Raw genomic sequence first — 25,590 nt, forward strand, 5'->3', positions numbered from 1 at the left:
GCCGATGTCGTACGCCAGGCCGATGCCCTTGCCCGAGTAGCCGGAGGAGGAGCCCTTGTCCGAGCCGCTGTTCGCCTCCGTGCTGGACTTGCCGCACCCGGCGGCCGCGAGGGCGATGACCGCAACGGCCACCGCAGCGTGGGAGAACCTCGTCCTCCGAGAGATCAGACGCACAGCAAGCACCCCTTTTTCCCCACGGCACCGTCACCGGTCCGCTTCCCCAATGCGCCGCCACCGCGGCGATTTCGGCGCACAGTAACGCGCGTAGAGGGGAGAGGAACGGGGTTCTTCGTGGCCGTTATCGATTCGTGCCGACTCCGGGTCACGTTTGCGTGTCGGCCGTGACGCACGCGTGACGCGAACGGACGAAGGGGTGCCTACCGGGCACCCCTTCCGACCGTTGGGCAAGGCCTTCCGGCCATCGCGCCGGAGGCCGCGCGCCTACCGCTCCGCGTCCAGCAGCGCCGCGGCCGTGAACAGTTCCACGCCGACCGTGATGGCGTGCTCGTCCACGTCGAAGTCGCCCTGGTGGAGGTCGCGGACGAGGCGCTCGCCGGGCCGGCGGACCCCGAGACGGGCCATCGCGCCGGGCACGTGCTCCAGGTACCAGGAGAAGTCCTCGCCGCCGAGGCTCTGTTCGGTGTCCTCGACGGAATGGCTCCCGCGGCGCACGATCATGGCCTCGCGCAGCAGTTCGGTGACCACGGGGTCGTTGACGACGGGCGGCACCCCGCGGATGTAGTTGATCTCCGACTTCGCCTTGTACAGGTTCGCGATCTCGTCGATCGCCGCGTGCACGAGGTCGGGCGCCTGCCGCCAGGCGTCGAGGTCCAGGCACCGCACGGTCCCGGAGAGCTCGGCGTGCTGCGGGATGACGTTGGGGGCGTGCCCCGACTCGATGCGGCCCCAGGTGACGCCGAGCCCGCTACGGGCGTCGACACGGCGCGCGACCAGTGCCGGCACCTCGGTGGCGACGCGTGCGGCGGCCGTGACGAGGTCGGTGGTGAGGTGAGGGCGCGCGGTGTGGCCGCCGGGTCCGTCGAGCCCCACCTCGAGCCGGTCGCAGGCGGAGGTGATGGGACCGTGCCGCACCCCGATGCGCCCCGCGTCGACCTTGGGGTCGCAGTGCACGGCGATGATCCGCCCGACGCCGTCGAGGACACCCGACTGGATGGCGTCGGCGGCACCGCCCGGCAGCACCTCCTCGGCGGGCTGGAAGAGGAGCCGCACAGGCTGCGGCAGCCGGCCCTCACGGTGCAGTTCGGCGAGGACGAGTCCCGCGCCGAGGACGACCGTGGTGTGCACGTCGTGACCGCAGGCGTGGGCGCGGTCGGGCACGGTCGAGCGGTAGTCGCAGTCGGTCTTGGTGTCGGGGATGGGGAGTGCGTCGATGTCGGCGCGCAGGGCGAGCACGGGGCGTACGCCGTCCATGTCGCCGATGTCACAGACGAGCCCGGTGCCGCCGTCGAGCACGCGCGGGGCGAGTCCGGCCTGCTCCAGGCGGGCCTTGATCGCGGCGGTCGTACGGAACTCCTGGTTGCCGAGTTCCGGATGCATGTGCAGGTCGCGGCGGAAGGCCACGAGTTCGGCGCGCAGCGCCTCGGGCAGCGCGCCGGGGAGCACGGGGTTCCCCGGATTTTCGGCCTCGGACTCTCTGGACATCACTTGGTTCACCCTTTGAAGGGTAGGGCGATCGAGCGGCCAACCTACCCGCGATCACAAAACTTCAGCGCGTCAGGCGAAGAAAAGTTGGCCGCACGCCGCATGGCCGGCGGTCGGGATGGGTATGCTCACCCGTCTTTTCGGGCGTCGGGATCTCGACGGTGTCCTGGCCGGGTCCGCCGGGGTGACCGCGGAGCCGTCCGGCGCCGCGGGGGCGCCCGGTGATCCCTGCACGGGTCCGCTCACCTGTCCGAGCGTCCCGGGACGGGGACGTTCGGATGACCCGAGCCATTCCCGTACTACACGCATACCACGTCACGCCCCGGTTCCTCACCCGAAAGCGGCGGTCCACGCGGTGGTTCGCCCTCCGGCACCGATGACCGACGTTCGCATGGCGGGTCGGTGAACCCTGGAAAGCCGCCTCCGTGCCCTCGCTCCCGGCACGTAGCGTGCGCCACCGTGAACGCCCAGGAACCGGACTTCATCCGCACCGCACGGCTCTCGTACGACACCACGGCCCCCGACGGGAGTCACGGCGGTCGGCCTCTTCCCGCTCCTGAGGGCCGCCCGGGCGCTGCGCGCCGCAGGCTTCTCGTTCGTCACCACCGCCGAACCCCAGCCCCACGTCCAGTTGTGGGGATCCCGAGGTGGTGGCCGGGCTATCCCGCCGCGACGTCCTGCCCGGCCGCCACGTCCTGATCCGCCGCCCCCGAGGGCAGACGGTCCACATCCCGTGCCGTCCCCGAGACGTCCGACAGAAAGCCCTGTGCGCGCGGTGACGCGTTGTCCGTCAGCCACGCCGGATCGATGTCGCACACCGACACCCGCACCTCTGTGCCGATCAGGGCAAGCGGCAGGGTGTGGACGACCGTGGAGGGAAAGCTGAGGATCGTTCGGCCGATAGGGCCGCGGCGCGCGATCAGTTCCAGGGGGAGCTCCGGGCGCACCACCTCCAGGCCGGTCTCGACCGCCAGGGTGTGGAGTTTCTCCGTGCTCTCGCGGCGGTGCGCGAAGTAGCGCCGTGCGCCGTGCGCCATGGCCAGAGCCTGGACCGCCTCGAGGTAATGCCGGCCGTCCACCACTCCCGTCTCGACGAGGGAGGTACCCACCAGGTCCGCGCCCTTGGTGATGCGCGGCGGACCGAACCGGGCACGGGTCCAGGAGAAGTCGTTCGCCGTGACCGTGACTCCGGCGGGGGTCTCCTCGATCGGCATGGACGAGAAGACCTCCACCCTGCGGTGCCCGCTCGGCGTCAGACGGCGGCGTGCCGACGACGACACCGGCGAGAGCACCAGGTCACGGACGCCCCGGCGGCCGCCCTTGCGATGCCAGCGCACCAGACGCTCGCCGCGGGCGAGCTGGGTGACGAACTCCATCGTCGCCGTGCCGTCGTCCACCACCACCAGGTCGCGCGCCCTGCTGATCATCAGCAGGAGCTGGACGTAACGGGAGAAGGGGTCCCCCATCACCACCCGGCGCGCCCGGCGCAGCAGCGGGACGAGGCCGCCGATCGTCTGGAAGGGCGCGGCCGCACCGCCCCGCGCCTCCTCCCAGCGCACCTCGTGACCCTCGTCGCGGGCCAGCTCCGCCATACGGCGCAGCTGCCCGCGGGTCATCGGGTCGTTCGGGGACAGCACCACGAGGGTGAGTCCTTCACCCTCCGTGGTGCCCGCCGTCCCCCGGCCGTTCGTCGCCGTACGCCCCGCCCCGGACCGCCGGCCACCCTGCGTGGGGATCGCCGCCGCCTGCCCGGACACACCGCTCCCCGTCGTGCGGAGCGCGTGCACGTGGGCCCACTCCAGCACGTTCAGGAGCTGTACGGGGCTCTCGACGAAGGCGAGCGTGCGGTGGCCGGCGGATCCGGCGCGAGGGTTCATCGGCGTACGACCGTCCCCTGATGTGCTCAGACCTGAACCGGCTCACCGGCGGCCGCGGCGATCTCCGCCTCCGCGACCACACCCGCCACGCGGCGCAGCTTCTTCATCGGGCCGAGCTCGGAGTCGTAGACCTTCTTCACGCCGTCGCCCAGCGACGCCTCGATGATGCGGATGTCGCGGACCAGGCGCTGCAGGCCCTGCGGCTCGACGGACGCGGCCTGGTCGGAGCCCCACATGGCGCGGTCGAGGGTGATGTGACGCTCGACGAAGGTCGCCCCGAGCGCGACCGCGGCGAGGGTGGTCTGCAGGCCGGTCTCGTGGCCGGAGTAGCCGATCGGGACGTTCGGGTACTCGCCCTGCAGCGTGTTGATCACACGCAGGTTCAGCTCCTCGGCCTTCGCCGGGTAGGTCGACGTGGCGTGGCACAGAAGGATGTTGTCCGAGCCGAGGACCTCGACCGCGTGGCGGATCTGCTTCGGGGTCGACATGCCGGTGGACAGGATGACGGTGCGGCCGGTGGCGCGCAGGGCGCGGAGCAGCTCGTCGTCGGTCAGGGACGCGGAGGCCACCTTGTGCGCCGGGACGTCGAACTTCTCCAGGAAGGCGACCGCCTCGGTGTCCCACGGGGACGCGAACCAGTCGATGCCCTTCTCCTTGCAGTACTCGTCGATCTGACGGTACTCGTCCTCACCGAACTCCACGCGGTGGCGGTAGTCGATGTAGGTCATGCGGCCCCAGGGGGTGTCGCGCTCGATGTCCCACTGGTCGCGCGGGGTGCAGATCTCGGGGGTGCGCTTCTGGAACTTGACGGCGTCACAGCCGGCCTCGGCGGCCACGTCGATCAGCTTGAAGGCGTTCTCCAGCTCACCGTTGTGGTTGATTCCGATCTCGCCGCAGATGTAGACGGGCTGACCGGGACCGGCGGTACGCGTACCGAACTGACGCAGACGGGAGTTGGTGCTCATGGCAGCGAGATTCCTTACTTGTCGAGGGAGTCGAGAGAGGGGCCGAGGATCCAGCTGGCGATCTCTCGGATCGCGCCGTCGCCGCCGGGTACGGTGGTGACCGCGCGTGCGGCGCCGCGCACGACGTCATGAGCGCTCGCGACCGCCACGGGCCAGCCGACGAGGGCGAAGCACGGGAGGTCGTTGACGTCGTTGCCCACGTAGAGCACGCGCTCAGGCGCGATGCCCTGCTCCTCGCACCACTGCTTCAGCGCGAGGTCCTTCCGGTCGATGCCGTGCAGGACCGGGATCTGCAGCTTCCGGGCCCTGGCGGCGACGACCGGGTTCTTCTCCGAGGACAGGATGAGCATCGTCAGACCGCTCTTGCGCAGTGCGGCGATGCCGAGCCCGTCCCCGCGGTGCACGGAGACGAACTCGCGTCCGTCGGAGTCGATCAGCACCCTGTCGTCGGTCTGGGTGCCGTCGAAATCGAGTACGACCGCGTCGATGTCGGCGCGGGTCGGAAGGGCGCCGGGCCGGGAGGCGTCGAACAGCGGCGCGAGGGCCCGGGCGCGGGCCAGGTCGTGCGGGTCGTCGATCTCCAGCACGCGGGCCGGGTCGGTGCGCACGAGTTCCGTGCTGCCGAAGAAGCGGTGCCGGTGCTCACGCAGCCCGGCCGCGTCCATGGCGTAGGCGGCGCCGGTCTCCAGCAGGTCCTGCGGGCGGTCCTGGCGGCGCGGCCGGAAAGACTTGTCGTGGTTGATGCCGTATCCGCCACGTGTGACCCTGGAATCGGCGACCTTGGTGCTGCCACCCATCTCACTCGTGCGCTGCGAGCCGATGACCGGCGCGGGCTCGTCCTCCGCGTCGCGCCAGACGAAGCCGTGGAAGGGGGCCACGGTCAGCGCGGTGTCCGCCCCGTTCTCGACGACCGCGGCGGCCACCCCGTCGACGTCCTCGCGGACGAGGAACGGGCTCGTGCACTGGACCAGCAGCACCACGTCGACCGTCGAGCCGTGCAGCGCCTCGTGCGCGTCCATGGCGTGCAGGACAGCGTCCTCGGAGGTGGCGGTGTCGCCGGCGATCGCGGCTGGGCGCAGCACGACCTCGGCGCCGGCCTCACGGGCGGCGGCGGCGATCGCCTGGTCGTCCGTGGAGACCACGACATCGGTGACCAGGCGGGCGGCCCGGCACTCGCGCACCGCGCGGGCCACCAGCGGCACCCCGCCGACCGGGGCCAGGTTCTTCGCGGGCACGCCCTTGGAGCCGCCGCGCGCGGGGATCACCGCGAGCACACGGCGCACCGACGCCGTCTGTCCCGCTTCCGGGTTGGACATGGGCTGTACTCCTTGAGGTCCTTGGCGTGGGATCCGCTCGTTCACAGCTCCCCCATTCGCCGGATCACGGGGGCCACCCGCTGGACTCCGTGGCGGTAGGCGCCGCGGGCGGCGCGGCGGACGATCTGGCGCACCGGGCCGGCCGACTTGTCGGCGGCGGGGGCGCCGGGCAGCGGGCTGCCGTCCGGGGCGAGGTGGTGGCGGGCGAGGACGCCGGGCAGATAGCCGGGCGCGGTGACGGGGGTGTAGTAGGGCTCGAGCGGCGGGAGTTCACCGGCGGCGAGCAGCTCGCCGATGCGCCGGCGTGCCCCGTCGAAGGCGGTGGCGTAGGACTCTCCCCCGGAGGAGGGACCCGCAGCGCCCACGCCCTGCCGGGCGACCCACTCCGGATCCGGCGCCGGCTCGTGCCCGGCGTCGAGCTGGTCCCAGGAGGCCAGGCAGCCGGAGCCCACGAAGTGGTGGTTGCCGAGCCCTTCGCGCACCCCGAGGTCGGTGAGGACGACGGTGGGGATCCGGCGGTGGAGGGACTCCAGGGCGGCCGTCGAGCTGACGGTGACCAGCAGGTCCGTGTGGTCGAGGACCTCACCCATGTTCCCGTACACCAGGCGGAAGTTGGCCGGGAGGTCCTGCCTCTGGGCCAGCTTCTGGTACGGCAACTCCTCGATGTGCGTGGTGTGTTCGCCCGGCCTGGAACGCAGCTTGAGCAGCACCTCGCGCTCGGGGTGCATGCGCGCGTGCTGGATCAGCCGGTTGAGCAGGTATGTACGGTCCTTGCGACTCTCGGGCACGGAGGGCTGCGCCGCGAAGACGACCGTGTAGGGGTCATTCTTCTCGTACGGAGCTCCGCCCAGGAAGGGCAGCGCGACCTCGGTCACCGAGGAGGCGTCGGCGCCCACTCCCTCGTACACCGCCCGGAAGCGCTCGGCATCCTGCCGGGAGTTGGCGAGGACGAGGTCCGCGCCGTGCCGCAGCAGCAGGCCGTCGGCGAGCTTCTCGTAGACGACACCGACATAGCCGGTGACGACCACGGGCCGCCGCGTGCGCCCCTGCCAGGCGTGGGCGAGACCGTGCAGCATCGCCTGGACGCCGCCTCCGACGAGGGCGAGCACGAGAACGTCGTACGTCTCCTCCGCCATCTCGCGCAGGAACTCGACACCGGTGACCTCGCGCAGGGAGTCCGTGCGGACGCCGACCTCCCGGAGCTGGCGGACGGTGGGGGTGGCGCGGCCACGCAGGAGGTAGCCCGTCAGCGCGGTGTCGCCTTGCGCATCACCGCCCTGCCCCGCTTCCATGGACGGATCCGCAGCGAGGCGGCTCGCGGTCAGCGCTCCCCATTTCCACCGGGTGTCGGAGTCCGCGAGTACGGCAATCCTCGGCGGCTTCGTAGTACTTGCTGGCACGCTCCAGACGCTAGGAAGCAATTCCTAGGTATGCCCGAACCCCGATTCAACAAAAGGTTAACAGCATCTCACCACGGGCCGAACTGGCTCACCGAAGCTCTGAAAGCGCACAGCATGCACCGTTCCGACACATGGAGTTCACCCCCCGTATGCACATCGGAAAGTTATCCAGTCGGGCGGCGCCCTAGGCTTTCGCAAGTGCCAAAGCTTTCCGTGATCGTGCCGTTCTACAACGTTCAGCAATACGCCCCGGACACGCTGAAGAGTTTGCGTGCGAACGCGCGTGGGGACTTCGAATTCATCCTCGTCGACGACTGCTCACGCGACGAGACCCCGCACATCCTCGCGCGGGCGGAGCGCGAGCTGCCGGGCGCCGTGTACGTCCGGCACGAAAAGAACGGAGGGCTTGCGACCGCACGCAACACCGGAATCGACAAGGCACGTGGCGAGTACCTCACGTTCCTCGACGGGGACGACTGGCTCGCCCCCGGGTACTACCCCCAGCTGGTCGAGGCGATCGAGAAGCTGGGCTGCGACTTCGTCCGCACCGATCACGTCCAGTCGACCGCGCGGGCCCGCGCGGTCGTCCGCGTACCGCACGGCCGCCGCGGCGTGGTGATGAACCCGCGCGACGCGATCCTGCCCGCCGACCGCTCCACCTCGGTCGACTACGCCTACGCATGGGCGGGCGTCTACCACCGCCGGCTCGTCGACCGCGGTCTGCTGCACTTCACCGACGGCCTGCGCACCGCCGAGGACAGGCCGTGGATCTGGAAGCTGCACCGGGAGGCGGAATCCTTCGCGGCGGTGAGCCTGCTGGGCGTCTACTACCGGCGCGGCGTCGCCTCCTCGCTCACCCAGATCGGTGATGTGCGCCAGCTGGATTTCATTCGTGCGTTCGACCAGGTCATCGAGGAAACGGCGCGTGATCCGGAAGGGGATAAGCTGCTACCGAAGGCAGTGCGTACATATTGCGCGATCATGGCCCATCATCTCGGCTCAATCGAGAGGTTCGAACCCGCCGTGGCTCGAAAATTGCGCTCCCTGAGTTCCGCCGCCCTCAAGCGCATGCCGCAGGACGTGCTCGCGGAGGCGCTCGACTCCATGGACGCGGAGCGGGCCGGCCGACTGCGCTGGCTGCGGCGCAGGCCGACGGCGACCAGGACGGTGGCCGCCTGATGCCTCGCACGACCCGGATCTTCTGTGTGTCGTCCCTGTACGGTGCCGCGACACTCGCAGGCGCCCTCGACGCCGGGCTCTTCGAACCGACCGACCGCCAGCTGCTGCTGGTCACCAACAACGCGACCAATCCCGAGGTCACTTCGTCCGTCGACGCGATGCCGGGCTTCGCCCGGATCCGTGAGCGCTTCGACGAGGTGCTGTCCTGGAACGAGACGATCTCCCCCTTCCACCCCGGTGGCTGGGGTCCACGCGCCGACGACATCCCCATGTGGGAGCGGTACGTCCGGCTGCTGTGGGGCCTCGGGGACGACGAGATCCACCTGGCCGTGGAGTCCATCCAGGTCAACCCGTCACTGGCCCTGTGCCAGCTGTTCACCGGCGCCCCTGTCGATGTCTACGCCGACGGGCTCATGAGCTACGGCCCCACCCGCGACAAGATCGATCCGCTGGTCGGCACCCGTGTCGGCCGGCTGCTGCATCTCGATCTGGTGCCGGGCCTCACCCCGCTGCTGCTCACCGAGTTCGGCGTGCCACCGGTGCTCGTGCCGACCGAGGCGTTTCTGAAAGTGGTGGGTGAACTCGCCGAGGCAACAGGTGAGATGCCCGCTCCGGCGCAACCACCGGCGCTACTGCTCGGGCAGTACCTCTCGGCGCTCGACATCATCGGCCACGCCGAGGAGGAGGAACTGCACCTGAGCATGGTGCGCGGCGCCGTGGCACTCGGGCACCGCAAGCTGGTCTTCAAGCCTCACCCCGTGGCACCGGCCCGCTGGTCCCGGCTGCTGGAGGACGAGGCGACGCGGCTCGGCGCCGAACTCACCGTGCTGGACCGGCCCGTCCTCGCGGAGGTCGCCTACCAGCGGCTGCGGCCAGCACTCGTCATCGGCTGCTTCTCCACCGCGTTGCTCACCGCCGCCGGTCTGTACGGCCTCCCGGTCGCACGGGTCGGCACCCAGACCGTGCTGGCCAGGCTCACGCCCTACCAGAACAGCAACCGGGTGCCGCTCACCATCGTCGACGCGCTGCTGCCGGATCTGGCGGACGAGTCGGCGGTGGCGGCATGGGCCATGCCGCCACGGGAGCGGGTGGACGAACTGTCCGCGCTTCTCAAGGCCGTCGGCTTCGCGATGCAGCCCAAGGTCTACCCGGGGCTGCGAGGTGAGGCGGAGAGCTACCTCTCCGCGCACCTGAACCCGCACACCTGGCGCTACTTCAAGCGCCGGCGCCTGGCCGCCCTGGCCCTGCCCGGCGCCGTACCGGCCCAGCTCGCCTTCATCCCACGCAACGCGACCGTCCGCCGCCTTGCGCGCCGGGCGCGGATTCTGAAGAGAGCGGCCGGCAAGCGGTAGGGACGGTCGCCCGACAACCGGAAGTAAGACGCAGCGGGGCAGCCGTTCATTCGATCGTCACTTTTGCGCTGCCCACGAGACAGCCATCACTCATCCGTCACTCGTCGGAGTTGCATAGCGTTCGGACGTTGACGCAACGCGATCGACCGTTGCGTACGACCGAAACGCATCTCATGGCTCCCACGGAAGGTCCCCAGGATGAGCGCGGCTGAACAGGCCACGGTGCCGGCACCGGCACCCCGGCTGAAACTCCCCCTTCCCGACCGGCCTGCTGTCCGGCCCCGGGCGGAGAGCCGGCTGCGTGCCCTGGACGCACTGCGCCTGCTGGCCGCGCTGATGGTCTGCTTCTACCACTACGCCGGCAAGAACGGCGACGTCGTGCAGTCCTGGCACCAGTCCCCCGCCACGAAGTTCCCGACGCTGTCGCAGTTCGCCACCTACGGCAGCCTGGGCGTGCAGTTCTTCTTCCTGATCAGCGGCTTCGTGATCTGCATGAGCAGCTGGGGACGGAGCATGGGCGACTTCTTCCGCTCCCGGGTCGCCCGGCTCTACCCGGCGTACTGGGTGGCGATCGTCCTGGTCACGGCCGCCAGCATCATCCTGCCCGTGGTGGTCGAGCCGCTCCGCTCGGACGAGATCCTCGTCAACCTCACCATGCTGCAGCAGCCGATGGGCGTGCCCCGGGTGCTGGGTGTGGACTGGACGCTCTGGGTGGAGCTGCGCTTCTACGCCATGTTCGCGCTGTTCGTGGTCTGGCGGGGCGTCACCTACCGCCGAGTGGTCCTGTTCTGCTGCCTGTGGACGCTGGCCGGCGTCTTCGCCCGGGTCGCCGACAACCCGCTGACCGACGAGTTGGTGATGCGCGATCACGCCCCGTACTTCATCGGCGGTCTCGCCTTCTACCTGATCCACCGCTACGGCAACGACCTGCTGCTGTGGGGCATCGTGGTGATGAGCTTCCTGCTCGGCCAGCGCTACTCGGTCACGGCCCTGTGGCACCCCGGCCCGCAGGGCGCCTTCCACCGCAACCCGCACGTCATCCAGCTGATCGTCCTCGTCGCCTTCGTCGCCGTCGCCGCGGTGGCCCTGGGCTGGACCAGCCGGGCGAACTGGCGCTGGCTGACGGTGGCCGGGGCGCTGACGTACCCCTTCTATCTGGTCCACGAGCATCTGGGCTGGTTCGTCATCCGGGGGCTGTACCGTGGCCTCGGTCTGAACCCGATGCTGACGTTCGGCACGACGATTCTGATCATGCTGGGGCTCGCCTGGCTTCTCCATCGGTTTGTGGAAAAGCCGTTCGGACCGCGATTGAAGCGGGCATTGGTCGTGCGACGTGGTGAAGCTGTCTAATATATGAATCGCGGTCTTCTCGCGCCCCGAATTCGGTCTCGAGGCTGCGTCGAGGTGAATTGCGGATGAAGAACTGACGGCTCAGTCCCCATTCCGTTCTATGGCCATACATTCCCGCGGACTTATGATGTTAGGTTCGCGGGCGTGACCGATATATCCACCTCGACTCTGCCCGCCGGACTGGGCGACCAGAGTCCGCGCAGACCGGATGCGCGCCGGCTGCGCCTCACCTCTCCCGCGGGGTGGACCACTGCCTTCGCCACCGCTGCGCTGCTTCTCTACACCACGCTCACCACCGGCGTGTTTCTCGATATTCGCTATGTGCTTGCCGCCCTGCGGACGACGGGGAAGAGCGGCATGTCCCCGTCGGAGGTGTTCACCCACCGGCCGTTCTTCTACCGGTGGCTGATCGCCGGGCTGGACTCCGTGACCGGCGGATCGAACGCGGTGCGCGAAGCCCTGATGCGGCTCATCGGCCTCGCCCTGTGCGCGGCCGCCGGCCTTCTTCTGCACCGGGCCCTGCGCAGCCGTATCCCCCAGCGGGACGCGATGCTCGTCTCGGGCCTGGCCGCCCTCACGCTGGCCTTCGCGCCCGTCATCGACTATCTGCAGCCGGAGTGGTTCGCGATCGTCTTCGCGATCTGCGCCATCGCCACCGCGCTCGGCGTGCGCAACCGCTGGCAGGCCGTCGCGCTCGCCGCCCTGCCGCTCGGTCTTGCCGTGCTGATGAAGTACTCGACCGCCGGCACCGCGGCGATGGCGCTCCTCATCGTCTTCGCCGTGGACCGCGTGCGGGCCCTCCTGCTCGCCGCCACGACCGCCGTCGCCACCGGCCTGCTGTTCGCGGTCAGCGCCTGGTCCGGGTCACGCGAGGTCCAGTGGCTGCGCGACATGCCGCACATCAACGCACACGCGCTGGGCAGCGATCCCATCGTCGTCTCCGAGCTGCTCCGGCGGACCGCCGAGTATCTGGGCGACCGCATCGCGCTCACGCCGGTGCTGGCCCTGCTGCCGGGCGCGCTGCTGCTGTTCTCGGCCACGCTCACCTCCCGCCGCCGGCGCGTCGAGGCGACGATCGTCACCCTGCTGCTGGTCGCCGGCGGCCTGTCCGCCGTGGTGTACCAGGGCAACTGGTTTGCGTACCACGGGGAGAACCTGCCCGTGGTGGCCGGGGCGCTCACCGGCCTCGCGATCGGCCGCTGGTACGGCAGGTACGGCCGGCCCCCGCTCTGCCTCACCGTACTGGCCTTCCTGCTCGGGGTGGCGGACCCGCTGCTCACGCTGGTCCGCGACGACGTGAACGTGGACACGCTCGCGTGGTACGCGTGCGCCGCGTCGCTTGTCGCCGCGCTCGTCGACCTTCTGCGCGCACGTACCGCGGGCCGGCCGCGCAGCACGTTCCGTGTCCCCGTGGCCGTGCCCACCCTGGCACTCGTGGTGTGCCTGGCCGTGACCGTGTGGCCCACGTCCGGGGTCCGGATCATCCTCGGGAAGGTCGTCACCACCAACGCGGAGCTCAAGGTGCAGGCACGGTCGGCGGAGACCGCCGCCAAGCAGGTGGATGCCGAACTCCCGCCCGGAGCGGACGTGCTGTACCTCTCCTTCGGTCAGCAGGCGTACTACATCGACCACCCGACCAGCTGCCGCTACCCCTTCCCCACCTTCCTGAACGTGCCCAAGCTGCTCACCGAGGTCCCCTCGCTCACCTCGTCCAGGGAGAACGTGCGCTGCATCACGCAGGAGCACCCGGCTGCCTATGCCGTCTACCAGCCCAGCTGGCTGTCGCTCGGCGTGATCGACAAGCAGGTCGCCGCCGACATCCGGAACACCTACAACTGCCCGAAGCCGACGACGGGTCAGCAGCTCGTGGTGTGCACCCTGCGCCACCCGGACTGACCCGGAAGCCATGACGAAGGCCCCGGCGGAGCGTGCGCCGCCGGGGCCTTCGTCATGCACTCACGGACCGGATCAGGCCGCGCCCGCGATCCGTGCGGCCTTGTGGCCCAGCTCCACCGAGTAGCTCTGCCCCCGGTCCTGCGGGTAGATCTGCGCCATCGTCGCCAGCGTCACGCCGCTGAGGTGGGTACCGTGCCCGGGGATCAGCGCCTTGTACGCGGGCGTGACGACAGGCTGCGCGAAGGGTGCCCGCGAGAAGTGCCAGTCCTGGATCCAGGAGCGGTCGAACTCGGGGTTGATCCGCTTGAGCCAGGGCAGATACTGCTCCAGCAGCTCGGCCGGCTCGGTGGTGAAGCGCCAGTCGTCCCGCTCCACGTAGTTGCCGACGTACAGGATGTGCCGGCCGCCGTACTGCGCCCGGTCGGCCATCTGCGTGTGCTCGACGACGGCCAGGAAGGGGAAGTCCGGCTCGTTGATGTTGAGCCAGTAGTACGGGATGGCGCTGCGGTCCAGTTCGAGGACGAAGCAGGTCGCACCCAGGTACTGGTTGCGCCACACCGCGTCGTCGGCGGGCGCGTCCGCGGCCTTGGCGAAGGCGGGCTGCGGCGTGGTGACGATCAGGTGGTCGAAGGTGTACGAGGCACCGTCGGTGGTGCGTACGGTGACCGGCCCGTCGTCGTCGGCCTGCCGGATGGTCTCCATCCGCTTGCCGAACTCCACCTTGCCACCGCGCTCCGTGATCCGGTCGCGCAGCGTCGCGTACACCCGCTCGAACCCGCCGTCCAGATAGCCGAGTTCGAAGGTGCGGCAGTGGACGCGCGCCCACAGCCAGGCCATGGACACCTCATCGGCGCGGTCGCCGAACTTGCCGCGCAGCAACGGCTCCCAGACGGCCTCGGTGGCACGCCGTCCGGCCCACTTGTTCAACCAGCTCAGTGCGGTGCGGTCGTTGAACCGCTCGCCGTTGCGCACCACCTTCAGCACGGCCGACGACAGCCCGAAGCGGATGCCCGCGGGCAGCCCGAACAGCGGGGAGCTCAGCATTTCCAGCGGGGTGCTGAACGGGTACATCTTCCCGCCCCGGAAAACACCCGTGGTGGTCTTGTGGAAGTGCAGGTCGCCGCCGAGGCCCAGCTCCTCGATCAGCTCGATCATCTGCCGGTCGCTGCCGAAGATGTGGTGGTAGTAGCGCTCCAGCGGCACTCCCCCGACGGTGATCGACGCGGCGAGCCCGCCGAGTTCGTCGGCGGCCTCCAGGATGGTGACCGAGTGGCCGTGCTTGACCGCGTCGTACGCGGCGGTCAGGCCGGTTGCTCCCGCGCCGATGACGCCGAGATTCATGCGAAACTCCACTTTCTGTTGAGCGCGAACTGGAAGACCAGCACCACCGGCAGCGAGCCGGCCTTCACCAGGTTCGGATCGATGCCGAGCCCCCGGGAGAACACCGCGAGCAGGACGAAGGTCAGGGCGATGCCGGTCAGGCCGACGGCGTAGAAGCGCAGATAGCGCATGAGCAAGCGGTCACGCTTGCTGAAGGTGAACAGGGCGTTCAGGATGAAGTTGTTGGTGATGCCGATGCTGGTGGACAGGATGTTGGCCACCTGCTCGTGCAACCCGGCCACGTTGTAGAGCAGCAGGAACGCCCCCATGTCGAGGAGGACGCCGCTGCCGCCGACCAACGCGTAGGTGATCAGCTGCCGGAGGTCACGGGAGCGGCTGCTCACCGGGGTGTCGGTGCCCGCCGGGGTGTCGGTGTCCGTCCTGGAGCCGACGTGCACCACGTCCTCAGTCGCCATGGCCGATGCCGTCATCGCCGTCGGCCTCCGTGCCATGCGAGATGATCTCCCGCACGGTGTACAGGGGCCGGCCCTGCACCTCGCTGTACGTGCGCCCGACGTAGGTGCCCAGCACGCCGAGCGACAGCATCTGCACCCCGCCCAGGAACAGGACGACCACCATGAGCATCGTCCAGCCGGAGACCGTGATGTCCGGCCGGAAGATCTTCATGCCGAGCGCGTAGACAATGCCGACCAGGGAGAGCGCGAGCACCGCGAAGCCCAGCTTGCTGATCATCCGCAGGGGTGCGGTGGAGAAGCCGGTCAGCCCGTCGATGGCGAGACGCGCCATCTTCTTCAGCGGGTACTTGGTCTCACCGGCGAACCGCTCGTCACGGTCGAAGTGCACCTCGCTCTGGCGGAAGCCCATCGAGGCGACCATGCCGCGCACGAACCGGCTGCGCTCCCGGAAGCGGCGCAGCTCGTCCGCGGCGCGGCGGTCCATGAGCCGGAAGTCACCGGTGTCCACCGGGATGTCGACCTCGGTGGAGCTCCGCAGCAGCCGGTAGAAGGCATGCGCGGTCGTCTTCTTGAAGAAGGTGTCCTGGCGGCTGCGGCGGCGCGCGTGCACGATCTCCGCGCCCTCCCGCCAGGCGTCGATCAGCTCGAGGCTGACCCTCGGCGGGTCCTGAAGGTCCGTGTCCATGACAATCACGGCATCCCCACGAGCCTCGTCGATGCCGGCCGTGATGGCCATCTGATGCCCGAAGTTGCGGGCGAAGTCGACGACCCGGACGCGTCGGTCGTTCTTGGCGATGTCTTCCAGGACGGCCAGCGTGCCATCGGTGGAGCCATCGTTGATGTAGACCAACTCATAGGTGAACTCAGGGCGTCCACCCAGTGCCACCACAAGTTCCTCATGGAAGTGGCGGATCCCGTCGTATTCGTTGAAGACGGGCAATACATAGGAGACAAGCGGGGCGCCACCACGCTGACGCGGCGCGCAGGACTGCGGCACCCGGCTGGATATGTCTGGCATTGGGTGAACGTATGGGGACGACATGAACGGACTGCGAACCTGCAATGAGCGGCGCGATGCGGTGAATCGACATACGAAACGCGGCGGTCGGAATCGCGCCGCCGGCCACGAAGTCATGCGTGGGCGTGGCCGGTGTGCTGTGCGGAGACGGTGGTGCCGCCTTCCGCCCACAACGGCACCGGCCGTCCTGCGGACGCCTGGTCGGTGTCCGGCAGCTATCCCTGACGCGTCGTCGACCGGATCCGTCGCACCGCCCGGCGTACTGCCGGATGGCGGCGCAGCGCCTGGGCCCGGACCTGCCCGCCGCCGGGGAGGCGGAGGCTCGCGAGGCGGCGGCGTTTGAAATAGCGCTGGTACTCGGTCAGATGGGCGGCAAGCCAGGTGGCGGTCTCGTCGTGCAGAGCGTGGTGCTTGCGGGACTGCATGCAGTAACCGACGGCCCGCACCAGGGGCGTCAGCTTCTCCGCCACGCCTGCGAGTTCCAGGGGAGCGCCGAGTTCCGCGTGCTCCGCGTCGGGCAGCGCCGCGTCGATGATGGTGAGCGGGACGCGGTTGCTGTTCTCGTACGGCGTGATGCGTTCCAGGAGCATCTCCGTGCCGACGCGGGCGACGGGGATGCCGTAGAAAGCGGCGGCGGTCATCAGCGCCGTGGAGAAGCAGCCGATGACGAGCTTCGGCTTCAGGAACGCAAAGACCGTCTCGGCGAGGACCGGCTCGTTCAGCACCGTGAGTCGCACACCGAGTTCTTCGGCGACCGCTTCCAGGGAGTCGTTGTAGACGGAGGGCGCGCTCGGGTGCGGCTTGAACAGCACGTCCTTGTGCCCCGCGCGGGCGGCCGCACGCAGCATGCGGATGTGCAGCTGCTCCTCCTCGTCCTGGGAGATCAGGTCGATGGCGGACAGGTACTGGCCGAGCAGCACGGCGGTGGGAGGATTGTCGGCCGGGAGCAACTCGGCGAGGAGGCCGGCACCGGCCTCGCCGATCTGGGCGAGGACGTCAACCATCGCCTCGTTGGGCACGGCCTCGGGCTGGACACCGTACTCGGACAGGAGCATGGGCCTCAGCCCGGGCACCAGGTCGAGGTGGAGCACACGCTTGATGCGGCTGCTCATGCCGTGCGGGATGCGATTGCGGGTGGGGCCGTAGCTCATCAGGCCGTCCGCATAGACGTGGATCGGGCTGTCCGCGAAGATGTCGGCCACCGCGCGGGAGGGATTGGCCTGGATGGACTCGCAGGCGATCTCGACCGGTTCGTCACCCAGGCCCCAGGCGAGCCGGACGGCCTTCTCCCAGAGCTGGGCGTCCTGGGCGCGCGGCGACCAGCCGGCCGGGTGATGCGGGGAGATGAACTCGTTCCACGAGTGCACCTCGTCGAACTCGGGGCGCAGCTTCTCGAAGCCGGCCATCCGGTCCAGCGGGGTGCCGACCTCCGGAACGGCGGCGGTGTTGCTGACGACGAGGATGCGGCGGACGCCCTCGCGTGGGCCGAACTGGCCGGCGCGTATCGCGGCGGTCACGGTCGCGGCCGCGTACTGCGTGGCCGAGAAGAATATCTGGATCATGCCGCCACTCCCTTCAGGCCGCCCCGGACACGACGCAACATGTCTACGCGTTCCTCGCCCATCCCCACCACGGCCTCGCTCAGCTCGTCCTCGCTCATTCCGCGCAGCGCCTCGGCGGCCAGCCGCCTCAGCCTCGCCCCCACACTGCGCTCGAACCGGCCGCGGTCGAGCAGCTGGTGCGCTATGACGACGCAGTAGTTGCGCAGCGCCTTCTTGCGCAGTCGCCCGGCCTCGGGATCGTCGACGAGCTCGGCGAGGACGAGGTCGAAGGAGCGGAAGAAGTCCAACTGGCGGACATCGCCGATCTGGGTGAGCGAGCTGGCGATGCCCCGGCGGTAGAAGACCCCGCGCAGGCTGGCGGCGACGTAGGACTCCGCCTTGCGATGCAGGCCCCAGATCCAGGGTCGGTCCTCGGCGGTGCGCAGCCCGTCGTGGAAGCGCAGCAGGCCACGGTCGAGGAGGCGGCGGTGGTAGATGCCCGCCCAGGCGTAGGGGTAGTCGACCATGGTCGTGTCGTCGACGGGGAGGATCGAGCTGCGCGGGTCGAGCGGGATGTGCCGACGGCCCTCCGGCGCCCGGTGGACGGCGCGCTCGACTCCGGTGACCTGGACGTGGTCGGTGCGCACGAAGTCGACGTCGTGACGCTCGATGCAGTCCACCAGGGCGGCCAGGTAGCCGGGGGCGAGCCAGTCGTCGCCGTCGAGGAAGGTGAGGTAGCGCCCCTCGGCGGCGTCGATCCCGGTGTTGCGCGCAGTGGCGAGTCCGCCGTTCTGCTCGTGCCGGATCACCCTGCTGTTTCTGAGCCGTTTCGTCAGCTCGAGCAACGCCTCATAGGTCTGGTCCTTGGTGGACCGGTCCTCGACGAAGACAAACTCGAAGTCGTCCCGTGCGTTGTTGACGAGGCTGGTCACCGTGTCGGGGACATAGCTCTCGATGTTGTAACAAGGCACGATGACGGACAGTTTCGGGGGGCGATTGGTCACGCGGGCACCTAGGCGTCTCAGGGGGAAGGCCTGCGACTTTAGGCGGCGTTCGATATCAAGGATCAAAACTCCTGCGACGTCTGGGTGAACGCGGAGTGACGCCCCGCGCCTCGATGCCGATGATCACCAGCACGAGCCCTTCCTCGAAGTGCCGGTCGCAGTCCTCGAAGATCTCCACGCCCGCGGCGGCCGAGAGCGGGAAATCGGCGAGCGTGCGGGCACGCTCCGCGACGGCGTACCCCTCGCGGCGCCGGCCGGGGACGGGCTGGACGCCCTGCTCCTCGGTGACGAAGCCGAGAGTGCAGAGGTATGTGGTGCTGGTCACACGGACCCTTCGGCAAGGGTGGTCCGCCCGGACGGTTGTGTCGGCTGGACCGGCGAGACGGCGAACGGACTCGCGCAGTACCTCGCGCGGTTCGGCCTCCGGTGACGGGCGGCTATGCGCCGGCGAGCGACAGCTTCACCGCGAAGCCCAGGAAGAGGGCACCGGCGGCGGAAGTGGCTCCCGCAGACAGCCGCTTGCGGCGCCGGAAGGCCTCCGCGAGGCGCGTGCCGCTGAAGATCAGGGCGCTGAGGTAGAGGCAACTGGCGAGCTGGGCAAGGGCGCCGAGCACCACGAAGGAGAGCGCCGGATAGGCGTATCCCGGGTCGACGAACTGCACGAAGAAGGCGACGAAGAAAAGGATCGCCTTGGGGTTGAAGAGGCTGACGACGAGCGCGCGGCGGTAGGGCCGCTCTTCGGCGGCGGCAGCGGCGGCGGGCTCTCCCCGTACGTCCTTCTCCCGGCGCGTCCGCCACATCCCCCAGGCGGTCCGGAGCATTCCGAAGGCGAGCCAGGTCAGATAGCCGGCGCCCGCGTACTTCACGATCCCGAACAGCACGGCGTTGGCCTGGAGCAGCGAGGCGACCCCCGCCGCGGACAGCGTCATCAGCACGGTGTCACCGCACCAGACTCCGGCCGCCGCGGTGTACCCGGCCCGCACTCCGCGCCGGGCGGCGACGGACAGCACGTACAGGGAGTTGGGCCCGGGGAGCAGAACGATGAGGACGAGTCCTGCCAGATAGGTGGGGAGATCGATGACGCCGAACACGGAAGGAGTGTCGCACGGGGGTACGACACTCGGCTTTCGGATTTCGCGGGGCGAGACGGGCGGGTCGGTCGTCGCCGCGCAGGAGGCGGCCGACGGCGGCGAGGGAGAGGCGGCACCGATCCACCGGGGGACAGGCATGCTCCGGCCGCCTGTGCCCCGGTCACCCGTGCCCACGAACGACGCGGCTCAGAAGGCGTCCGAGGGTACGTACGTGCCCCACACCTCCCGCAGCGCGTTGCACACCTCGCCCACCGTCGCTCGGGCCTTGAGGGCCTCCTTCATCGGGTACAGGACGTTGTCCGTGCCCTCCGCCGCCTTCTTCAGGTCCGCCAGGGCCCCTTCCACCGCCGACTGGTCGCGCTCCGCCCGGAGCTCGGCGAGGCGTTCGGCCTGCCGGGTCTCGATCGCGGGGTCGACACGCAGCGGCTCGTACGGCTCTTCCTCGTCCAGCTGGAAGCGGTTGACGCCCACGACGACCCGCTCGCCCGCGTCCGTCTCCTGAGCGATGCGATAGGCGTTGCGCTCGATCTCGTTCTTCTGGAAGCCGTGCTCGATCGCCGACACGGCGCCCCCGAGGTCCTCGACCTTCCGCATCAGCTCCAGCGTCGCCGCCTCGACCTCGTCCGTCATCTTCTCGATCACGTAGCTGCCCGCGAAGGGGTCGACCGTCGCCGTCACGTCCGTCTCGTAGGCCAGGACCTGCTGGGTGCGCAGAGCCAGGCGCGCGCTCTTGTCGGTCGGCAACGCGATCGCCTCGTCGAAGGAGTTGGTGTGCAGCGACTGGGTGCCGCCGAGCACCGCGGCCAGCCCCTGGACCGCGACCCGGACCAGGTTCACCTCCGGCTGCTGTGCCGTCAGTTGCACACCCGCCGTCTGGGTGTGGAAGCGCAGCATCATCGACTTCGGGTTCTTCGCCCCGAACTCCACCTTCATCACCCGCGCCCAGATCCGGCGGGCCGCACGGAACTTGGCGACCTCCTCCAGGACCGTGGTCCGCGCCACGAAGAAGAACGACAGCCGGGGCGCGAAGTCGTCCACGTCCATGCCCGCCGCGACCGCCGTACGCACGTACTCGATGCCGTCGGCCAGCGTGAACGCGATCTCCTGCGCGGGAGAGGCCCCGGCCTCGGCCATGTGGTAACCGGAGATCGAGATCGTGTTCCACTTCGGGATCTCGGCCTTGCAGTACTTGAAGATGTCCGCGATCAGGCGCAGGGACGGCTTCGGCGGGAAGATGTACGTCCCCCGCGCGATGTACTCCTTCAGGACGTCGTTCTGGATCGTGCCCGTCAGCTTGTCGGCCGAGACGCCCTGCTCCTCCGCCACCAGCTGGTACAGGAGCAGCAGCAGGGCGGCCGGCGCGTTGATCGTCATCGAGGTGGACACCTTGTCCAGCGGGATCCCGCCGAACAGCACCCGCATGTCGTCGACCGAGTCGATGGCGACGCCCACCTTGCCGACCTCGCCGTGCGCGATCGGCGCGTCGGAGTCGTGACCCATCTGGGTGGGCAGGTCGAAGGCGACCGACAGGCCCATCGTGCCGTTCGCGATCAGCTGCTTGTAGCGCGCGTTCGACTCCGTCGCCGTACCGAAACCGGCGTACTGACGCATCGTCCACGGACGGCCCGTGTACATGCTCGGGTACACGCCGCGCGTGAACGGGTACGCCCCCGGCTCGCCCAGCTTCCCGGCCGGATCCCAGCCCTGAAGGTCATCCGGCCCGTACACCGGCTCGATGGGCAGTCCGGACTCCGACTCGCGCGCCATGGTGTGTGCCTCCGCGTTGCTCATGCCCCGGCTCGGTGGCCCGGCCTCGTTACTCGCCAGTACAGACGACCTCGCGACGGACTGTAGCGGCGGGCGTGCGACCGGTGGAGTACCGCACGTTGGGACCTTGCTCACAACCATGCCCCGTAGTTCGACGGCGGTCACGCGCGGGGAACATCTCAGGTGACGCGACCGGCCCACGAGGACCGGCGAGACGACGGGGGTGCAGATGCGTACCAAGGGCATGGGAAGATCGCTGATCGCAGTCGCCGCGGGCGTGGCGCTCGCCGCTGTCACCGGGTGCGTGGCACAGCCCGTGGACGCGAACGACGGCGGCGGAAAGCACCGTTCCCCGGTGCACATCGAGATTCCGCACACATCGTCCGGCACCGGCGCGACGAGCGCCGCGCCCACCCCGAAGCCATCTCCCGCCGTCCTGTGGGCGCCTGGCGCCTCCGGCCCCGGCGTGCGCGAACTGCAGGCCCGGCTGCGCCAGGTCGCCTGGCTGTTCGACGGCCCGACGGGGACGTACGACGACCTGACCGAGAACGCCGTCAAGGGTTTCCAGGGCAAGCGCGGGCTGCCGCGCACGGGCCGGGTCGACTCGGTCACCTGGCAGCGGTTGCTGAAGATGACGCACGAGCCCGGCAAGTGGGAGTTGTATCTGATGGGCGGCCAGCCGGCCGCCGCCCCCGACGCGCGTTGCATGACGGGCAGGGTGCTGTGCATCAGCAAGACGAGCCGGACACTGCGCTGGATGGTCGACGGACGGACGGTCTCGACGATGGCGGTGCGGTTCGGTGCGCAGTACACGCCCACCCGGGAAGGTGTGTTCCACATCTACTGGAAGTCGCGGTACCACGTGTCCACGCTCTACCACTCGCCCATGCCGTACGCGATGTTCTTCAGCGGTGGCCAGGCGGTGCACTACTCGGCCGACTTCGCGGCACGCGGATATGCGGGAGGTTCGCACGGGTGCGTGAACGTACGGGACGAGGCTGCGATCTCGGCGTTGTTCTCCCGGGCGAGGACCGGGGACAAGGTCGTCGTCTACTGGTGAGAGCGGGTGCGGGGCGCGGGCGGGACCGGGGGAACGTGTCCCGCCCGCGCCGATGTGCACCGAGCCGTGGGTACGGGGGGAACCCCGGCTCTGTGCGACGGCCGATGACCAGTCGGCTCACTCAGTACTGCGCCCTGGCGCCCGAAAGTGTCACACCCCCCAGGAGGTATCTCCGAGAGCCCATGAATCCGCAGGTCAGCAGGGGCGCCGAGGGGGCGGTTCCGGGTCCCGGCCCCCGACGGCCGAGCGTCGGGCCGCAGCTCAGTGCGCCTTGGCGGTGCCCGGCGCGCCGTGCTGCGGGCGGGGCGACGGTGCCTCGCCCGGCGAATCCGGTGCCGGGACGTGGGAGGTGGCCGGCGGGAAGGGCGCCGGACCGATGTCGCCCGGTCCTATGTGACCTTCGTCGTCACCGCCGTGGTCGCCGACCCGGTCACCCTCGTCGTTGCCACGGTGGCCACGGCCGTCCCCCTCCTTGTCGGAGCCACGGGCGTCGCCGTCGTCCCGGCGGTCCTCGCCGCCCAGGACACCCTTGCAGAACGTCTTCACCCGGCCGCTGCCACCGGCCGCGTTCTCAAGACTGCGCAGCTGCCGCGCGCCCAGTTCTCTGCCGTCGGCCATGGCGCGGCAGGAGGAGCGCACGGCGTTCCACCACTCCCGGCTCCGGCCCGCGGCGCGGTCGCGGGGGGAGCGCGACCGGCCGGTCGCCGTGGAGCCGGCGCCCGCCTCGTCCCGCGAGGAAGTGCCCTGCCCGGGCGTGCCGTTGGTGTCCTCGGGCGTCGGCGAGATGGAGCCGCCGGTCGCCGCCCCGTCGGGCGTCGGGGTGAGCAGCGGCTTGTGCGGGGTCACGGCCGCCGACACGGACGCGGCGGGACCCGGTTCGTCGAACGGCGTGGGCAGCGCTCCGGTTCCGGCCGCCACCGCGACACCGCCGATCATCGCGGCGGCCACCGCCGCGGCCAGACCGAAGTGCACGGGGCGCCACCGACGGGCCTTGCGCCCGTCCGCGGCCGCCCGCCCGAGGCGCACCAGCCCGGCGTCGCCGGACGAGGCCGCTGAGCACCGGGAGGCACGCCCCCCGACCGTCGCACGCTCACCGTCGCGGTCCGTGCGCGCCGCCCGGAAGGCGGCCAGGGCGGAGGCCTCACCGGGCAGTTCGCCGCTCGTCGGCGGGGGTGGGGAGGCGAGTTCGGCGAGGGCCTCGGCGAGCCTGGCGGCGTGTGCACGCGCAACGTCGTCGACGGCGTCCAGCGGCTCTCCGCGCAGCAGATGCTCCGCCGCGTCACTGTCCAGCCACCTGTACTGCTCGTCGGCCATCACATGTCCTTCTGCGTCCGCGAACGCATATGCGTCACACCGCCGGACGACACCGCACGCCGGCGCGCATCTCGCGGGGGAGGCAGGGCGTCCAGACCGCCCACCGATTCCGGATCCGTCTCCGTGCCCTGACCGAGCAGCTCCGCGAGACGTTTGAGGCCGCGGTGCGCCGCCGTACGGACGGCACCGGGACGCTTGCCGAGCGTCTCGGCGGCGCTCTTGGCGTCGAGGCCCACGACCACGCGCAGCACGACGGCCTCCGCCTGGTCCTGCGGGAGCTGGGCGATGAGGGAGAGGGCACGTCCGGTGGCCAGCGCCTCGATGGCCTCGCCCGCCGTGTCCGATCCGGAAGGCTTCCCGGTCAGTTCCGTCTCGTCGCCGCCGATCGCGGGCCGGCGCCCGCGCATGCGTATGTGATCGAGCGCTCGGTTGCGGGCGATCCGGGCCGCCCAGCCACGGAACCGGTCGGCGTCGCCGCTGAACCGATCGAGGTCACGGGCGATCTGCAGCCATGCCTCCGAGGTGACGTCCTCGGCGTCCGGGTCGCCGACCAGTGTCCGCACGTATCCGAACAGGCGCGGATGCACGGCGCGATACACGGTCCGGAACGCGGTCTCGTCCCCGGCCTGGGCCGCAAGCACCGCGGCCGTCAGCTCCGCGTCGTCCCCCAGCACCTCGAACTGCCCCTCTGTCCGCCTGCGCCGACGCCGCATCCGCGGGCCGGGTCTCACTGTCGTGATTCCTCGTCGTTGACTGCGGTCTGAGGCCGCTCGTGGTCTGCGGCGGTCGCATCACCCGTTTTGCTGATCGTCCACGGTCGGTGCGATGGGCACGTTACGGCTTGAAACCGCTCCACGTCCACGTTCGTACAACGTGCAACCAACCCGTGACGCGATGAGGTGTGACAGAAAACGCATCCATGGCGCTGTAGAGAGTACGGGCCGCCGCGCGGCCCGTGCCGCGCGACGGCCGGGGCCTCTCCTGTGGGGGGTGGCGGCCCCGGCCGTTGCCTAGGCGGGCGGCTCGAGGGACTCACCCGTCGGCGGTGCCGCCCGCGGAGGTGGGCGGGTGCTCGCATTTCTGGCGGGGTGAAAGGGGTTGCCGGGCTCCGCGGCACTTTCCGTCGACAGCGGACGAAGCTACTTGTTCTTCCCGCTGCCCTTGTCGGCCGGCCCCTGCCCGTCGCCTGACGCGTCACCCGAGCCGCCCGTCCCGTTGCCGGGGCCCTTGCCCGTCCTGCCGGCACTGTCGCCGGACCTGCCGCTGCCGCCCGGCCCGTTCTGTGCCTTTGCCCGCGCCAGTTGCTCCGCGCAGTACGCGGTGACCTTGTCCTCGCCGCCCGCCGCCGTCACGAGCTGCTGCCAGGCCGTCGAGTCCAGCGCATTGCCGCGGCCCTTCACCTGCTCGTAGGCGCGGCAGTGAGCCTCGGTGTCCTGTGCGGTGACCGGCCGGTCCGTTCGCCCGGGGGACGCGGCGGAGGGCTCCTTGCCCGGCAGGGCGGACACACTCGTCGACGGCGTGCCTTCCCGGCTTCCACCGGCGCCGCCCGAGGACGACCCGGCCGAGCCGATCGCCGCGACCGCCACACCACCCAGGGTGAGGCTCGCGAGGATCACGGCGAGCGTCGTCCTGACGGGACGCCCGGCACGGCGCTCCTCGCGGACCCGCCAGTCGTCGCGGCGCCGGGTACGGGCCTTGTGGACCCCCGCGTCCCGGGCGTCCCGGAACGCGGCGACGGCACGCTGCTCGGCTCCGCCGTCGATGTCACCGCCGCGAATGGCGGCGGCCAGCGCCGTCTCCAGCCCGGCGGCGTCCGGCGCTCCCCCGGGGCCGGCCACGCCGCCGTCAGGGTGCACACGTCGACGGCCGGGAATCCCGTCGCCGCCCAACCGTTCACCCATGTCCGCTTCCGTTTCTGTCCGGCCTGTCAGATCCATCCGGCCCGCCAGGCCCGTACGGCCGTCCGTACGTCTGCCACTGCCGTCGTCGTTCACTTCGACTC

The 25,590-nt window shown here is 70.1% G+C and carries 20 protein-coding genes and 1 pseudogene; 5 read left to right on the forward strand and 16 right to left on the reverse strand.

Annotation, left to right across the window (positions count from 1 at the left end; all coding sequences use genetic code 11):
* Positions 1-441: 441 nt before the first annotated feature.
* The 5 genes from VXC91_RS28190 to VXC91_RS28210 all read right to left on the reverse strand — a co-directional run bounded on the left by VXC91_RS28190 (position 442) and on the right by VXC91_RS28210 (position 7,220).
* Complete coding sequence (locus VXC91_RS28190; protein WP_329510160.1) at positions 442-1,662, reverse strand: amidohydrolase; 1,221 nt, start codon at positions 1,660-1,662, stop codon at positions 442-444.
* Between the two features lie 659 nt (positions 1,663-2,321).
* Positions 2,322-3,539, reverse strand: a complete 1,218-nt coding sequence (locus VXC91_RS28195; RefSeq protein ID WP_329510161.1) for a hypothetical protein — start codon at positions 3,537-3,539, stop codon at positions 2,322-2,324.
* 26 nt (positions 3,540-3,565) lie between these two features.
* Entirely contained in the window at positions 3,566-4,504 is a 939-nt protein-coding gene (locus VXC91_RS28200) for an N-acetylneuraminate synthase family protein (RefSeq protein ID WP_329510162.1), read from the reverse strand.
* 14 nt (positions 4,505-4,518) lie between these two features.
* Entirely contained in the window at positions 4,519-5,820 is a 1,302-nt protein-coding gene (locus VXC91_RS28205) for an N-acylneuraminate cytidylyltransferase (protein ID WP_329510163.1), read from the reverse strand.
* Between the two features lie 41 nt (positions 5,821-5,861).
* Positions 5,862-7,220, reverse strand: a complete 1,359-nt coding sequence (locus VXC91_RS28210; RefSeq protein ID WP_329510164.1) for a DUF6716 putative glycosyltransferase — start codon at positions 7,218-7,220, stop codon at positions 5,862-5,864.
* Positions 7,221-7,418: 198 nt separating this feature from the next.
* Here VXC91_RS28210 and VXC91_RS28215 point away from each other — a divergent pair, with 198 nt between their 5' ends.
* The 4 genes from VXC91_RS28215 (at position 7,419) to VXC91_RS28230 (ending at position 12,997) form a co-directional block, all read left to right on the forward strand.
* Entirely contained in the window at positions 7,419-8,399 is a 981-nt protein-coding gene (locus tag VXC91_RS28215) for a glycosyltransferase family 2 protein (RefSeq protein ID WP_329510165.1), read from the forward strand.
* Positions 8,399-9,751: a polysialyltransferase family glycosyltransferase gene (locus tag VXC91_RS28220; protein WP_329510166.1), complete on the forward strand. Its 1,353-nt coding sequence runs from the start codon at positions 8,399-8,401 to the stop codon at positions 9,749-9,751. Before VXC91_RS28215 ends, VXC91_RS28220 begins: the two co-directional genes overlap by 1 nt.
* Positions 9,752-9,949: 198 nt before the next feature.
* On the forward strand, positions 9,950-11,101 hold the full coding sequence (locus VXC91_RS28225) for an acyltransferase family protein (protein WP_329510167.1): 1,152 nt from the start codon (positions 9,950-9,952) through the stop codon (positions 11,099-11,101).
* Positions 11,102-11,245: 144 nt separating this feature from the next.
* Positions 11,246-12,997 carry a hypothetical protein gene (locus tag VXC91_RS28230; protein ID WP_329510168.1) on the forward strand — a complete coding sequence of 584 codons (1,752 nt, stop codon included), beginning with the start codon at positions 11,246-11,248 and terminating at the stop codon, positions 12,995-12,997.
* A 72-nt stretch (positions 12,998-13,069) separates the two neighbouring features.
* On the opposite strand, the gene VXC91_RS28235 is transcribed toward VXC91_RS28230, so the two are convergent.
* The 8 genes and pseudogenes from VXC91_RS28235 to VXC91_RS28270 form a co-directional block, all read right to left on the reverse strand.
* Entirely contained in the window at positions 13,070-14,338 is a 1,269-nt protein-coding gene (locus VXC91_RS28235; RefSeq protein WP_329510169.1) for an NAD(P)/FAD-dependent oxidoreductase, read from the reverse strand.
* Positions 14,335-14,793, reverse strand: coding sequence for a GtrA family protein (locus VXC91_RS28240; RefSeq protein ID WP_329510170.1), 459 nt, complete (start codon positions 14,791-14,793; stop codon positions 14,335-14,337). The genes VXC91_RS28235 and VXC91_RS28240 overlap by 4 nt, the downstream gene beginning before the upstream one ends.
* Entirely contained in the window at positions 14,783-15,811 is a 1,029-nt protein-coding gene (locus VXC91_RS28245; RefSeq protein WP_329510171.1) for a glycosyltransferase family 2 protein, read from the reverse strand. Before VXC91_RS28245 ends, VXC91_RS28240 begins: the two co-directional genes overlap by 11 nt.
* A 215-nt stretch (positions 15,812-16,026) precedes the next feature.
* The gene (locus VXC91_RS28250; RefSeq protein WP_329510172.1) at positions 16,027-17,373 is read right to left on the reverse strand and encodes a polysialyltransferase family glycosyltransferase; all 1,347 of its coding nucleotides are present in this window, start codon (positions 17,371-17,373) and stop codon (positions 16,027-16,029) included.
* Positions 17,370-18,356 carry a glycosyltransferase family 2 protein gene (locus tag VXC91_RS28255; protein WP_329510173.1) on the reverse strand — a complete coding sequence of 329 codons (987 nt, stop codon included), beginning with the start codon at positions 18,354-18,356 and terminating at the stop codon, positions 17,370-17,372. Before VXC91_RS28255 ends, VXC91_RS28250 begins: the two co-directional genes overlap by 4 nt.
* Before the next feature lie 55 nt (positions 18,357-18,411).
* Positions 18,412-18,687: pseudogene (locus VXC91_RS28260) on the reverse strand (TetR/AcrR family transcriptional regulator C-terminal domain-containing protein); the annotation flags it as partial.
* 106 nt (positions 18,688-18,793) lie between these two features.
* A complete protein-coding gene (leuE, locus tag VXC91_RS28265; RefSeq protein WP_329510174.1) occupies positions 18,794-19,447 on the reverse strand; it encodes a leucine efflux protein LeuE in 654 nt (217 codons plus the stop codon).
* 186 nt (positions 19,448-19,633) lie between these two features.
* On the reverse strand, positions 19,634-21,214 hold the full coding sequence (locus tag VXC91_RS28270) for an acyl-CoA mutase large subunit family protein (RefSeq protein ID WP_329510178.1): 1,581 nt from the start codon (positions 21,212-21,214) through the stop codon (positions 19,634-19,636).
* Positions 21,215-21,443: 229 nt separating this feature from the next.
* On the opposite strand from VXC91_RS28270, the gene VXC91_RS28275 reads away from it, so the two are divergent.
* Complete coding sequence (locus tag VXC91_RS28275; protein WP_329510175.1) at positions 21,444-22,274, forward strand: L,D-transpeptidase family protein; 831 nt, start codon at positions 21,444-21,446, stop codon at positions 22,272-22,274.
* Positions 22,275-22,535: 261 nt separating this feature from the next.
* Here VXC91_RS28275 and VXC91_RS28280 read toward each other — a convergent pair whose 3' ends face one another.
* The 3 genes from VXC91_RS28280 to VXC91_RS28290 form a co-directional block, all read right to left on the reverse strand.
* Positions 22,536-23,588, reverse strand: coding sequence for a hypothetical protein (locus tag VXC91_RS28280; RefSeq protein ID WP_329510176.1), 1,053 nt, complete (start codon positions 23,586-23,588; stop codon positions 22,536-22,538).
* Positions 23,588-24,262: an RNA polymerase sigma factor gene (locus tag VXC91_RS28285; RefSeq protein ID WP_329510179.1), complete on the reverse strand. Its 675-nt coding sequence runs from the start codon at positions 24,260-24,262 to the stop codon at positions 23,588-23,590. Before VXC91_RS28285 ends, VXC91_RS28280 begins: the two co-directional genes overlap by 1 nt.
* Positions 24,263-24,727: 465 nt before the next feature.
* Positions 24,728-25,590, reverse strand: an 863-nt coding sequence (locus VXC91_RS28290; RefSeq protein WP_329510177.1) for a hypothetical protein, incomplete at its 5' end; no start/stop codon positions are given.

The organism is Streptomyces chiangmaiensis (genome assembly GCF_036281785.1).
GTDB classification, from domain to species: Bacteria; Actinomycetota; Actinomycetes; order Streptomycetales; family Streptomycetaceae; genus Streptomyces; species Streptomyces chiangmaiensis.

Excerpts from the sequence above, each read along its gene's own strand:
- VXC91_RS28190 (WP_329510160.1), bottom strand. The coding sequence starts at position 1,662 with ATGTCCAGAGAGTCCGAGGCCGAAAATCCGGGGAACCCCGTGCTCCCC.
- VXC91_RS28195 (WP_329510161.1), bottom strand. The coding sequence starts at position 3,539 with ATGAACCCTCGCGCCGGATCCGCCGGCCACCGCACGCTCGCCTTCGTC.
- VXC91_RS28235 (WP_329510169.1), bottom strand. The coding sequence starts at position 14,338 with ATGAATCTCGGCGTCATCGGCGCGGGAGCAACCGGCCTGACCGCCGCG.
- VXC91_RS28275 (WP_329510175.1), top strand. The coding sequence starts at position 21,444 with ATGCGTACCAAGGGCATGGGAAGATCGCTGATCGCAGTCGCCGCGGGC.
- VXC91_RS28205 (WP_329510163.1), bottom strand. The coding sequence starts at position 5,820 with ATGTCCAACCCGGAAGCGGGACAGACGGCGTCGGTGCGCCGTGTGCTC.
- VXC91_RS28245 (WP_329510171.1), bottom strand. The coding sequence starts at position 15,811 with ATGCCAGACATATCCAGCCGGGTGCCGCAGTCCTGCGCGCCGCGTCAG.
- VXC91_RS28240 (WP_329510170.1), bottom strand. The coding sequence starts at position 14,793 with ATGGCGACTGAGGACGTGGTGCACGTCGGCTCCAGGACGGACACCGAC.
- VXC91_RS28250 (WP_329510172.1), bottom strand. The coding sequence starts at position 17,373 with ATGATCCAGATATTCTTCTCGGCCACGCAGTACGCGGCCGCGACCGTG.
- VXC91_RS28200 (WP_329510162.1), bottom strand. The coding sequence starts at position 4,504 with ATGAGCACCAACTCCCGTCTGCGTCAGTTCGGTACGCGTACCGCCGGT.
- VXC91_RS28280 (WP_329510176.1), bottom strand. The coding sequence starts at position 23,588 with ATGGCCGACGAGCAGTACAGGTGGCTGGACAGTGACGCGGCGGAGCAT.
- VXC91_RS28270 (WP_329510178.1), bottom strand. The coding sequence starts at position 21,214 with ATGGCGCGCGAGTCGGAGTCCGGACTGCCCATCGAGCCGGTGTACGGG.
- VXC91_RS28225 (WP_329510167.1), top strand. The coding sequence starts at position 9,950 with ATGAGCGCGGCTGAACAGGCCACGGTGCCGGCACCGGCACCCCGGCTG.
- VXC91_RS28220 (WP_329510166.1), top strand. The coding sequence starts at position 8,399 with ATGCCTCGCACGACCCGGATCTTCTGTGTGTCGTCCCTGTACGGTGCC.